11 protein-coding genes are annotated in these 12,156 nt (G+C 38.9%); 8 read left to right on the top strand and 3 right to left on the bottom strand.

Annotation, left to right across the window (positions count from 1 at the left end):
• The first annotated feature begins 982 nt into the window (after positions 1 to 982).
• The 6 genes from V7L31_RS11120 (at position 983) to V7L31_RS11095 (ending at position 7,705) form a co-directional block, all read left to right on the top strand.
• Complete coding sequence (locus V7L31_RS11120) at positions 983 to 1,762, top strand: helix-turn-helix domain-containing protein (protein ID WP_334696268.1); 780 nt, start codon at positions 983 to 985, stop codon at positions 1,760 to 1,762.
• Positions 1,656 to 4,376 (top strand): peptidase domain-containing ABC transporter, encoded by a 2,721-nt coding sequence (locus V7L31_RS11115; protein WP_334696267.1) that lies wholly within the window; start codon positions 1,656 to 1,658, stop codon positions 4,374 to 4,376. Before V7L31_RS11120 ends, V7L31_RS11115 begins: the two co-directional genes overlap by 107 nt.
• 72 nt (positions 4,377 to 4,448) lie before the next feature.
• Positions 4,449 to 5,972 carry an HlyD family efflux transporter periplasmic adaptor subunit gene (locus V7L31_RS11110; protein WP_334696266.1) on the top strand — a complete coding sequence of 508 codons (1,524 nt, stop codon included), beginning with the start codon at positions 4,449 to 4,451 and terminating at the stop codon, positions 5,970 to 5,972.
• A gap of 137 nt (positions 5,973 to 6,109) precedes the next feature.
• On the top strand, positions 6,110 to 6,847 hold the full coding sequence (locus V7L31_RS11105; protein WP_334696265.1) for a peptidylprolyl isomerase: 738 nt from the start codon (positions 6,110 to 6,112) through the stop codon (positions 6,845 to 6,847).
• Positions 6,848 to 7,222: 375 nt separating this feature from the next.
• Positions 7,223 to 7,468: a hypothetical protein gene (locus V7L31_RS11100; protein WP_179066982.1), complete on the top strand. Its 246-nt coding sequence runs from the start codon at positions 7,223 to 7,225 to the stop codon at positions 7,466 to 7,468.
• 39 nt (positions 7,469 to 7,507) lie between these two features.
• Positions 7,508 to 7,705, top strand: coding sequence for a hypothetical protein (locus V7L31_RS11095; protein ID WP_179066981.1), 198 nt, complete (start codon positions 7,508 to 7,510; stop codon positions 7,703 to 7,705).
• 36 nt (positions 7,706 to 7,741) lie between these two features.
• Here the strand turns inward: V7L31_RS11095 and V7L31_RS11090 are convergent, their stop codons facing one another.
• Positions 7,742 to 7,969 (bottom strand): hypothetical protein, encoded by a 228-nt coding sequence (locus V7L31_RS11090; protein ID WP_334696264.1) that lies wholly within the window; start codon positions 7,967 to 7,969, stop codon positions 7,742 to 7,744.
• A 182-nt stretch (positions 7,970 to 8,151) separates the two neighbouring features.
• Here V7L31_RS11090 and V7L31_RS11085 point away from each other — a divergent pair, with 182 nt between their 5' ends.
• Together V7L31_RS11085 and V7L31_RS11080 are read left to right on the top strand one after the other, a co-directional pair.
• Positions 8,152 to 9,336: an aminoglycoside phosphotransferase family protein gene (locus V7L31_RS11085; protein WP_334696263.1), complete on the top strand. Its 1,185-nt coding sequence runs from the start codon at positions 8,152 to 8,154 to the stop codon at positions 9,334 to 9,336.
• 34 nt (positions 9,337 to 9,370) lie between these two features.
• Positions 9,371 to 10,492 carry a T3SS effector HopA1 family protein gene (locus V7L31_RS11080; protein ID WP_334696262.1) on the top strand — a complete coding sequence of 374 codons (1,122 nt, stop codon included), beginning with the start codon at positions 9,371 to 9,373 and terminating at the stop codon, positions 10,490 to 10,492.
• Positions 10,493 to 10,611: 119 nt separating this feature from the next.
• Here V7L31_RS11080 and V7L31_RS11075 read toward each other — a convergent pair whose 3' ends face one another.
• Together V7L31_RS11075 and V7L31_RS11070 are read right to left on the bottom strand one after the other, a co-directional pair.
• Complete coding sequence (locus V7L31_RS11075; RefSeq protein ID WP_334696261.1) at positions 10,612 to 10,815, bottom strand: hypothetical protein; 204 nt, start codon at positions 10,813 to 10,815, stop codon at positions 10,612 to 10,614.
• A 26-nt stretch (positions 10,816 to 10,841) separates the two neighbouring features.
• The gene (locus V7L31_RS11070) at positions 10,842 to 12,101 is read right to left on the bottom strand and encodes a nif11-class peptide radical SAM maturase 3 (protein WP_334696260.1); all 1,260 of its coding nucleotides are present in this window, start codon (positions 12,099 to 12,101) and stop codon (positions 10,842 to 10,844) included.
• Between the last annotated feature and the right edge of the window lie 55 nt (positions 12,102 to 12,156).

Raw genomic sequence — 12,156 nt, 5'->3', positions numbered from 1 at the left:
CTTGGCTTTCTCTATTTTCACTGCTCCTCAAATTCCTGATCGAAAATTGCCAAACCTTTTATCATACCATAGAAAACTTTTGCAAGAGTTCTAATATTGTGGGGTGGGCATCTTGCCATTGGTGTCAACTTAAGCTGGAAATAGCTTATCTGTTGGCTTTCATGCCCGCCCGGAAATAAATAAATGAGTAATGAGTAATGAGTAATGAGTAATAAGTAATACCCATTACTTATTACTTCAAAAATAAATTTCTTTGGCTTTTAGCTTAAGTCTACTGAAGTAGACTGGAGATTTTTAGTCATCTTCAGATGACTTGAGCTATGAGACGGGAATTTCAATTCCCGGCGGACAAGCGGTTTCGCGTTAAGTTGACACCAATGGCAACATGAGCGCCATCTAGACTGGGCGGGCAAGATGCCCACCCCACAGGAGTTAATTCGATATTTTTTTATTTGGATGTCCCTTAAAGAGGCAGCGATCGCCAAAAAGTGCGTAGATGCACACGGGGAGTAAATTGTAGTCAATAGTCAATTTGGGGCAATAATTATAACATTTATCCTCACCTCCCTTTGGTTAAAATCTCAATATTTAGGCTAATGCTGATTGAAGTGATATTTAATACATTTGACGGGATGTAATCAACTGTCACTCAGGAAAATACTTTTGAGTATTCAGATCCCTGTATAGAGAATTTTTTGCCTCCCTGTAAAAACTTTCAGGGAGAATTTTAATGACACTACTTGATAAAACTTACTTACAATTATTTATTTTTTATACTTAAATACCAATAATTTAGTAATTATACTTAATTAATATATTTAGCCAATATTTCATCAAAACTTATACAGAGCTTAATCTTTGGAATTTAAAAAGATGATTGGTAGCTTGGTATATCCATAAATAAAAAATACATAAAATAATGTGCGCTATTAGTGTAATAATCTGCACGTGTAAACACTCATTTGGAAACGCTTGATAAATTATGCATCAAGCACGGGGCATTTGTGGATCTATAAAACTAGCAAATTCTACGTATATGTCCGACTGCCAAGCGAAACCTGAAACCAACTACTTAAGTGCATCTGGTGGTAAGTGTTTAACACCGTTTCAGCGGAAACTGCTACTACAAAGTTTGCACAATAATTTACCTGAATCTTACCGCCAACGAATTGAAATCATGTTGTTGGCAGATGAAGGGAAAACTCAAACAGATATCTGTCAAACCTTGGGATGTTGTGCAGCAACAGTACGACATTGGACACACATAGCCAGGGCTGGGATGGCGCACCAATGGCAAGATTGCCCCATTGGTCGCCCCAAGGCTGTGAATGATCAGTATTTAGAGCGTTTGAAGCAACTAGTTAACAACAGTCCTCGCGATCATGGGTATGCTTTTCGACGCTGGACAGCAAACTGGCTGGCGAAACATCTAGCAAAAGAATTTGGGATTGAGGTAAGCGATCGCCATCTCAAGCGACTGCTCAAACAGATGGGATTATCCACACTACCAAAACCCAGCAATGCTGAACAAAGCAGTAATGAGCAGACTACGAGTTCCAAAATCTTGATTAGTGACCTAAAATCGGCAGCTATTCCTGATAATTCCGAATTTTTACCTATTAACTTTGCAAAATTAGGAAAAGATTTAGACGTTTATGGCGCAAGATATATCTGCTCGGTTAGTTTCTCTGCAACAGTTCAACAATACTCTGGGTTATTCTCTTTCGACAGAGGAATTTCAACACTGTCTTCAACAAGTTAAATTTATCAACCCAAAAGTCGGCAAATTCTGGCAAGGAACTGATGCTAAAGCTGGTATATATATTGCGATCGCAGGCAAAGTCCGGTTGCTGGATAGTGCCGATGAGTTAATTGCCACTTTAGAGGTAGGAGACTCATTTGGGGAATTTACCTTGTTTAAGGAGGGTGAATTTAGACCTTATGCTGCGAGGGCTTCAGTAAACTTGCAATTATGCTTCATTCCTGAAGAAGTGTTGTGGCCACTGATGGCTAAATACCCGCAAATTCGGGAGCATTTATGGGCTAAGGCACTATCTCGTAATCCTCAACAAGTAGATTCGGGGAACCTCCCATCTGACTCAAAACTGCTTCATGAAACGGAGATTTTGTCAACGCCAGCAGTAGAGCCACGCGAGAAAAAGATTAACAAAGCATATTTTCCCAACTCCACGCAGCGAGTCGGGCATTTATTGCAACGTGTAATTCGGCGCTATCCGTTTTTTGCCCAACAAAGTGGATCGGATTGTGGTGCAGCTTGTTTAGTGATGGTGTCTCGTTATTGGGGGAAAAACTTTAGTGTAAATCGCCTGCGGGATATCGCCAATGTTGACCGCAATGGCTCGTCATTGCGGGGGTTATCGGCGGCGGCGGAAAGTATTGGGTTTGCCACGCGACCGGTGAAAGCGAGTCTCGATCAATTGGCAAAGCAAAAATTACCTGCGATCGCTCACTGGGAGGGTAAGCACTACATTGTTGTCTATGAAATCACTCCTAAGCAGGTGATTGTGGCAGATCCTAGCATCGGTCAACGCACCCTCAGCCACCAAGAATTTAAAGCTAACTGGACAGGCTATACACTGCTGCTGCAACCCACAGCCTGGTTAAAGGATGCCAAAGAGGCTACAACCCCCTTTTGGCAATTCTTTGAGTTGATGAAGCCTCACTCTTTAGTAATGTTGGAAGTATTTGTCGCTTCCTTATTTATCCAGATTTTCGGACTCGTTACGCCCTTATTTACCCAGTTAATATTAGACCGAGTGGTGGTGCAGCGTTCTGAACTAACCTTAACAGCAGTAGGGTTAGGGTTACTAATTTTCAGTTTATTCCGTGTAGCGATGACGGGGTTGCGGCAATATCTGTTAGACCACACGGCGAATAAAGTGGATTTAGCCCTGATTGTGGGATTTATTCGCCATACCCTGCGGCTACCCTTAAGTTACTTTGAGTCTCGTTATGTGGGGGATATTATCTCTCGCGTACAGGAAAACCGTAAAATTCAACGCTTTCTCTCCGGTGAGGCGTTATCCATCCTATTGGATTTAGTCACTGTCTTTATCTATTTAGGATTGATGTTTTGGTACAGTTGGAAAATGGCGTTACTAGTATTGGTTATTGTACCGCCTTATTTCCTGCTAGCAGTGATTGCCACACCTTTTTTACAAAAGATTTCTAGGGAAATCTTTAATGCTGTTGCTAATGAAAGTAGCTATCTGATTGAAGCCCTTTCTGGTGTGCGAACAGTTAAATCTACAGCAGTAGAACAGACAGTACGTTGGCATTGGGAAGAGTTATTAAGTAAGGAAATAAAAACTAACTTTTCCGGGCAAGTTATCAGCAATCGCCTGCAAATATTCAGCAACACAATTGAAGCAGTGGTAACTACCATCTTGCTGTGGTTTGGAGCGTACCAAGTGATTCACAACCAGCTAACCATTGGGCAATTGGTAGCATTTAATATGTTGTTGGGAAATATTATTACACCCTTCCAACGGTTAACAGTTTTGTGGAATCAATTGCAAGAAGTGGTGATTGCAGTGGAACGTATTAATGATGTATTGGATACGGAACCAGAAGAGGATTTGCAGCACCAGGCACGGCAATCTTTACCACCTATTCAAGGTAACATTCGCTTTGAAAACGTGACTTTTCGCTATCACCCTGAAAGCGATATCAATGTTTTAGAAAATCTTAGTTTTGAAATACACAGCGGTCAAATGGTTGCCCTGGTGGGACGGAGTGGTTCGGGAAAAACCACAATTTCTAAACTGGTTTTGGGGTTATATCCCCCCACAGATGGCAAAGTGTTAATTGATGGTCACGATATTACCAGTCTTTCCTTGCGTTCTTTACGCGAACAAGTTGGGGTAGTTGACCAAGATACCTTTTTGTTTGGCGGAACGATTTGGGAAAATATTAGCTTGGCACATCCTGGCGCAACTTTGGCAGAAATTATTGAGGCGGCGCGATTGGCGGGTGCTGATGAGTTTATTAAAAAGTTACCTATGGGTTATGAAACCCAGATTGGTGAAGGAGGGGGGATGTTGTCTGGAGGACAGCGACAAAGAATAGCGATCGCTAAGGCGTTGTTAGGCAATCCCAAGCTATTGATTTTGGATGAGGCGACTTCCCATCTGGATGCAGAGTCAGAAAGGATTATTCAGACAAATTTAAACACAATTCTGAAGAGCAGAACCACCTTAATAATCGCTCATCGCCTTTCAACTGTGCGGAATGCAGATTTAATTTTGGTGCTAGATAGAGGCGTGTTGATTGAGAGGGGGACTCATCAAGAGTTGATGGCCAAGCGGGGACATTATTTTTATCTCAATCATCAGCAATTGGATGTTGCGGGGTGAAACCAAAGGAAAAGGAAGAGGTTTTTCTTGTCTTTGCACTCCTAAAATCCCAAATTGACATCAGGAAAAATCATGCCAAACACATTAAATGGAAAGGTTCAAACCCAAATCCATGAGGTAGAACAGCACAAGGAATTTTTCAGGGAGCAAACACCCGCTAGATCAACTGATGATTGGGCTAACGCGACCAAAGATTTACTTGATAGCTTACCCCAGGTTTGGACAAGGGGATTGCTGTATTTTTTAATAGTATTTGTGTCGATTATTTTACCTTGGGCAATGCTATCAAAGGTGGATGAAACTGGTTCGGCAAGAGGGCGACTTGAGCCGAAGGGAAAGACAGTTAGGCTAGATGCTGCGGTGGCTGGCACTGTTGCCGAAATTCGGGTAAAAGAGGGTGATTCGGTGAAAGTTGGGCAGACTTTATTGGTATTGGAATCAGAATTAGTTAAGGCAGAATTGCGGCAGGCACAAGATAAATTGGAGGGACAATTAAATCGACTTTCTCAGTTAAATTCATCTAAAAGCCAGTTAGTTGTATCGTTGACAACACAACAGCAACAAAATCAATCTCAGCAGTTAGAAAAGCAGTCTCAAATTGATCAAGCTAGACAGAATATGAATGCTCTGAGGAATTCTTATGACTTACAAAAAGACGAAAAATTAGCTCAAGTAAATCAGGCATGGCAAACTCTTGAGCATAGTCAAACAGCTAATAAATTAGTAGGCAGTAGTTTAGCGAGTACCGAGCGGGAAGTTGAACGATATCGCAGTCTTTGGCAGTCAGGGGTTGTTCCAGAAATTAATCTTGTGGATAAGCAAGATATAGCTAAAGACAAACAACAGTTATACGAACAAAATAGGTCAGATATTCAGCAGGCTAAACTACGTTTGGTAGAACAACAGAGTAGCTATAAGCGGACTATTCGGCAAGCAAATGCAGATATTGAACAAGCACAGTTGCGATTGAAAGAACAGGAAAGAAGTTATCAGACTTTGACTCGCTCCAGCAAGCTATCTCTGCTAAAAATTGATGAACAACAGAAGAGTTTAGAGACAGAAATTACTACGCTTCAGTCAGAAATTGCTCAAAGTAAGAGTCAGATTGTCTCGTTAAAGTTTCAGTTAGGGCAACGAGAGTTAAGAGCTACCGTAAATGGTAGAGTGTTTCAGTTACCCATTCAACGGGCTGGGTCTGTGGTGCAGCCTGGAACAATGATTGCAGAGATTTCGCCCCAAGGTTCGCCGCTAATAATTCGGGCACAAATAGCGACAACTGAGAGTGGTTTTTTGCGAAGAGGATTGCCAGTCAAGTTAAAGTTTGATGCTTATCCGTTTCAAGATTATGGGGTGGTGGAAGGAAAATTATTAGAGATTTCTCCTACTACCATAGAGGTAGAAACACCTAATGGAAAGATAGCAGCTTATGACTTGGAAGTTGCCCTCAACCAAAATTGTATTCCCTCAGCTAATAAGTGTATTGCCTTGCATCCTGGGGATACGGCAACAGCTGAGGTTATTGTGCGTCAACGTCGGATTATAGATTTTCTGCTTGATCCATTTAAGCAGTTGCAAGAAGGTGGGGTGAAATTGTAGAAAACCTAATCTCCTTCTTTACATCTAAAAGACATGGGAATTGAGAATGTAGAGATGTTGTATGTAATGTCTCTACATCCAGCCAATAAGTCACGATCTCATATTTTATTTTGTTAACCAAATTTATGATAAATATCATGTCACAACCTATCATCATTAACATAGAAGATATTCTTCACCAAGTTAAGTTATCTTGTCAAATTCCTGAGATAGTTGAGCAAATTATTCGCCGTAAGGTGATTATAGCGGCGGCTGAAAAAGCTGGGATAAAAGTAGAGGTTGAGGAACTTCAAAAAGCAGCAGACCAAATACGGTTAACTAATAAGCTTAATAGTGCTGCTCATACCTGGGAATGGTTAGAAAAACATGGTTTATCTATAGATGATTTTGAGGAAATCGCTTACATCACCCTGATTTCTGGAAAGTTAGTAGAACATCTATTTGCCGATAAGGTAGAACCCTATTTCTACGAAAACCAACTAGATTATGTTGGTGTCGTAATGTATGAAGTTATTCTAGATGATGAGGATTTAGCACTAGAACTTTTCTATGCGATTAAAGAAGGTGAAGTGAGTTTCTATGATGTTGTCCACAAATATACTAAGGATACCGAATTACGCAGAAAATGTGGATATCAAGGAGTAATAAACCGCAAAGATTTGAAGCCGGAAATCTCTGCTGCTATTTTTGCTGCTAAACCGCCACAGCTTCTTAAACCAATTTTTACTTCTAAGGGAGTACACCTAGTTTTAGTGGAGGAAATTATTCAACTAGAACTGGATAATAAACTACGCTCTACCATTATTCTGGAGTTATTTTCTGCATGGCTAAAAATAGAGACTGAGCTAATTGAAGTAGATTTTACTATTAAATGAGTAGAGTTCAAAGCCGATCAATTATTTTATACAAGGGGGCAAATGTAAGGGGAGTATCTAAATTTTGCAAAAATATAGAATTATAGTGAATTATTTATGTCCTTTTTTTAGGTGCATATCAAAAATCGATTTTGCTGACTTTATAGAGAAAGCTATTACCAAAGGTAGCAATAGTCTTAATTTAATGAAAATAGCTAAATTAGGCAGTTTTACACATAAACAACCAATGAAAATACTGAATCATTTAAGTCCCGAAATACAGTGTATTTTACTTGTAAAACCAATATATTTATTGATATTTATAGTGAAGGCTAAGATAAATAAGTACTTAGCTAGTTTAATGAGCCTCTAACAACACTTGTGGAGTAATTAATCATGGCATCTATCAAAATCAACGAATTGCATTTAGCAGGTGCAGACTTATTCATGGATTCTGAAAACTTTTTCAGTGACCTAGAAGATCGTGAATTAGTTGCAGCAGTCGGAGGAATAACTCCTGTGATCACATTTACCGCTGCCGCGCTTGGTAGTGTCAGCGTGTGGGGAGTTAGCTTTGGTACTGGTTTTGCTCTCGGAACTTTTGCAGCTGGTGCTACTGCTGGTTACTTCGCTTCCAGATAAAAGAAGTTTTGTCATAAGTTAAAAAACTAGGAGATACAGATGGCAATTACTATTAACGATCTCAATCCTGAATACAGTCTTTTTCTTGACAGAGAAAGCTACTTAGATGAGTTGGTTGATAATGAACTTCGTGATGCAATTGGTGGTGTCACACCCGGAGCTGCTATTCTCACCGCTCTTGTTATTTTTGGAGCGGGTGCTGGTTTTGGCGTATTAGTTTATAAATTAACTCACTAACCAGCAAATGTTCTTTTAATTGACAATAGAAAAAGGTCAGGAAATATATTGATAGCCCTGACCTTTTTGCAAGAGTAGCACAGCAAGTAAATCTAATAGTTGAGGTTCTTCAATGAATATTACACCATACTTAATTGCAATAGTTGGCATAGCACTAATTGTAGAACAAGAATACGTGATAGCAGCTACAATGCTACTCATTGCTATTAGTGAGATTACATTACCCAATTTAAATACAATAACAACCACTTCAGCTACTTTCATCCGTTTTGGACTGATAGGAGCTTTAGTTTCTCTTCTTGTTTATCGATTTTTAACATGAGAAGACGAAATTAATTTTATCTGATTGAATTGCAATTAATTCTACTTCTATTGCTTGTAGTAGTGAAGTAGTAATAATTGCTGGCAGTTAATGTAAATTATCAACAAATAATAATTGTTTAACTATGATGTTTTCATTGAGTCACAAAAATGTTAGTAAATATCTCGAACAATCAGGTATATTTTCTCAACAAGATTTATTAAATCTAAAGCTAGAATTAGGAAAACTTAATACTAAAAACTTTAGTATTGTAGTCACATTGCAAAATGGACATAAATTTATAGTTAAGCAGGAACGTCCTACGCTTTCAGGAACCTTCTCTCAAGAAATTTTTAATGAATGGCAGTTTCAAAAAGTCATCAGTGAGCTTCCTAAGTTAAATTCTCTGAAAATCTTTGTCAGAGAGATGCTTGCCTATGATGAAGATAATTTAATTGCAATTTATAGATACTTGGATAATTATCTAGAGTTACATACTGGTATTTTAGAGTCTAAGAAAATATTCCCAGTTACTATTCCTGCTTGGATAGGTTCAATACTAGGTCAAATACATCGTGCTACATTCAACGATGAAGATGCTTATATTTATGTAACTCAAAAAGGTAGTTTTTGGCAGAGTACAGGTGCGGCTTTTAGTTTATTGCAAGGTCGGATTACGCCTGAAATTTTGAGTATGATCTCTCCAGACTACATCAAATTTATTAGCCTTTATCAACGTTTTGATAGTCTTGAGCAAGCAACATTAGAGGCAATTAGTTCCTGGCAAGCGTGTTGTATTGTACATAATGACCTTAATATCGCTAATATTCTAGTTCATCAAGAATGGGAAAAAGTAAAGTCATTTACTGAAGCACAAGAACAATCTACTGTCAAAATAATAGATTGGGAGAGAAGTAGTTGGGGAGATCCTATCTTTGATTTAGGAAATTTAATAGCTAATTACATACTGATATGGCTATCAAGTATGGTGGTAGATCCTTCGATGGAGATGGAAGAATCAATAAAATCAGCTGAAATTACACTAGAAGACATCCGCCCATCTATTGTAATTATTATTCAATCTTATTTGCATAATTTTCCCGAAATTTTACAACATTTTCCTAATTTTTTTAAGAAGCTACTCCAGTTTATAGGTATAGCGATTATTATTCAAACACAAGCAAAAATTGAATATCATAAGCTATTAGTAAATAGCGATATTTACGCTCTTCAAGTTGCAAAATCTTTGCTTTGTCGTCCTGAAATTTCTCTCGTTAGTATATTTGGTATACAAGAGAAAGAATTGACTAGCATAATAGTTAATTCTTAAGAATTGCTCGGATGTTTAATTAGAGATAAAGAAAATGATCAATAGTCAATGTACACATCATTTATTGTCGGGTGTCTCAAAAGATTTACAAGAGAAATTGGAAGATATAACCAATAATATTGAGTTCGATGATGAGTTATGTGTCCGTCATCCAGCCTATCAGCTTTGGGAAACTTCGCTAGAGATTAAAAATCGCTTTCATAAACTACCTCTAGAAGTGCAGCAAAAGCATATAGCCAGACATTTAAGAAGCTTCTTATACGGTATTTACTATAATGGCTCACTACTCAAATCTCTTCAATTGAAAGTGGATTTTGAGGATTCAGTGAATCAACAGAATTTAAAAAATGATAGTTTGATTGGTATAGATGTAGGGCTTTTTCAACAATTACATGAAACTAACCAAGGGCAAGGATATTTTGATCCTGGCTGGCTGGTAAAAAAGATGGAGGTGGATGGTAGCGTAGCAGTTATCAAGGGTAAGTTAACTGTACATATTAATCCTGAACTTCACTTGATGGCTTCGCAAAGATCAGTAAATGTAGGTGAAGTGGTTTCCATAAAAATGCCTAAAAACTGTCTCCAAGAAGGATTTTATATTGCAGTAGGTAACACAGGTATTATACCTATAGATGTTATGGAGAATAAATATACAATAGTGCGAATTTATTTTAATATAATTTCAGAAGGCGCTGTCCAGATAATGAAGTCTTTAACACAACAGTTAAATGAAAATAAAATATTCTTTTCATTTAAAGCTTCTTACAGTTACTCTGGCTATGAAAGATATGATGCAGGCGTTCTTTATATTAAGAGGGATGACTACCCGTTAGTGCATTCTATTCTGCAAAATATTTATCTAGTTAACCAAGATTATTTTCGCAACGACATCCCACTATTTACAAAATATTTAGCTCCTGGTCTTGGGTTGGCAGAAGAGCCAGATGTTAAGTTTGATCACTACGAAAGCTTTGGAACAAACCGTTGTCAAATTGTTGCTAATGGCTTAGTCGAAGCTAAAATAAAAAATCAGCGATCGCCTGAAGAAAAGCTCAATGCTATAATCAACCAATTCTCTCGGCTAAATATAGATTTACAATATCCATATTTAAACAGCGATTATACAGATATTTATACCCCACTATCAGGAACATGAAAAATTAATAAGCCTAAGGGGATAGAAAAACTTAATTTATAAGAAGAATTCAGAACTCAGGATTCAGAATTCAGAATCAAGATATTCATTCTGAATTCTGAATTCTTCTTCCATTTCTCCTAACTTCTTGCAATACCTGCATTCTTCTCGATCAAGTCTAAAGCTTTCTTGGCTTTAAAAATAGCTCGTAAATAAGCTACTTGACTATTCCAAGCCGAACGAGGTAAAAGAGTTGCTTGAGAATTTAAATCAGCTGGAGATTTGCCAACAGATGATTTTGAACTATCAGCTAGAGGTACATAATCAGTGGATATATTATTCATAAAGAGTTAAATTTCTGAATTAGCTTTCAACTCAAAACAAGCAAAGATGCCGTTAACTCTGGATCTTCTTCCCAACTTTCTGGCCATTGAATGCGATCGCTAGTAAAATGAAGCGGATCGTTTTCTGGCCAAGGAGTATTTATTGGTTCTTCAATTAGCCCAAACTCCCCATTATCAAAGGGGTTTCCATCTGCACGACGTTGAAGAAATACTCGCTCCCGAATACCGCCTTTTTCCTGAGTCAGGGCGCGATGATGACAATAAGGATTATTGCCTCTTTTATCAAAGAAAACGTGAGCAGTCCAACTGCAACCACCCCGACAGAGTTCTGCAAATTCACAAGTCTTGCAAAAGCCCCATAGATGTGATGTTCCTTTGGGAGTATCAGCTCCCAAATTAAACCGTAATTCTTCAGTTTCTTCAATAATTGTCCGCAGTGAATAGTCGCGGATGTTGCCGCCAGTGTATGCCGTGGTAGGTAGTGAGGGACAACCTTTGATCGCACCATCGGCTTCAATACCTAAAGCAGACAGTCCAGCGCTACACCCCTGCCAAAATGACCAAGCGTCTCCACCCCGCAGCAGTCGTTCATAGGGCCCGTAGTAGCCGATGTTATTCCCCGGCTGCATCTGCACGCCTTCTCGTTTGGCGCGTTCGGCAACACGAGCAATCATTGGATATAGATCCAAGAGTTCGTAAGGTTGCAATAAAATATCAGTATTATCGGCAGCATTACCCATTGGTACAGTCAACTGAATTTGCCAAGCGAAGACACCAGCATCGCGGAGATGCCCGTAAATTTGGGGAAATTCTGGTGCAGACAAACGATTGATTTGCGTATTGCAGCCAAAGGGGATACCTGCTTCCTTGAGATGGCTCATAGTCTTAAATGCCCATTGCCACGAGCCTTGTTTGCCCCGCAGGCGATCGTGAGTCGCTTCTAAGCCATCAACCGACACAGAAACCACGCCAATACCAGCTTCTTTCATCCGGCGGGCTGTGTCTAAGGTGATACCATAACCCCCTGTGGTCATACCACATAACATCCCAGCTTTGGTAATTGCTTGGGCAATCTCTAGCCAGTCAGGACGGAGAAAAGCTTCACCACCAATTATGGTAACTTCTGTAATTCCCACTTCGACCATTTGTTTGACCAAATCAAGGGCTTCTGCTGTGGAAAGTTCATTTGTCCTTGTATGACCAGCGCGTGAACCGCAGTGTTGACAGGCTAGATTACACTTGAGTGTAATTTCCCAAACTGCATAACTAATTCGGCGATAAGTCATTAGAATACCCTCAATTAATTTTTCTAGAAAGGGATGAATAAATCCCTAGATATTC

The sequence above is a fragment of the Nostoc sp. genome (genome assembly GCF_036916655.1).
Taxonomy (GTDB): domain Bacteria; phylum Cyanobacteriota; class Cyanobacteriia; order Cyanobacteriales; family Nostocaceae; genus Nostoc.
Note: the sequence above shows the minus strand (reverse complement) of the source record. Positions and strands in the feature narration are given on the sequence as shown.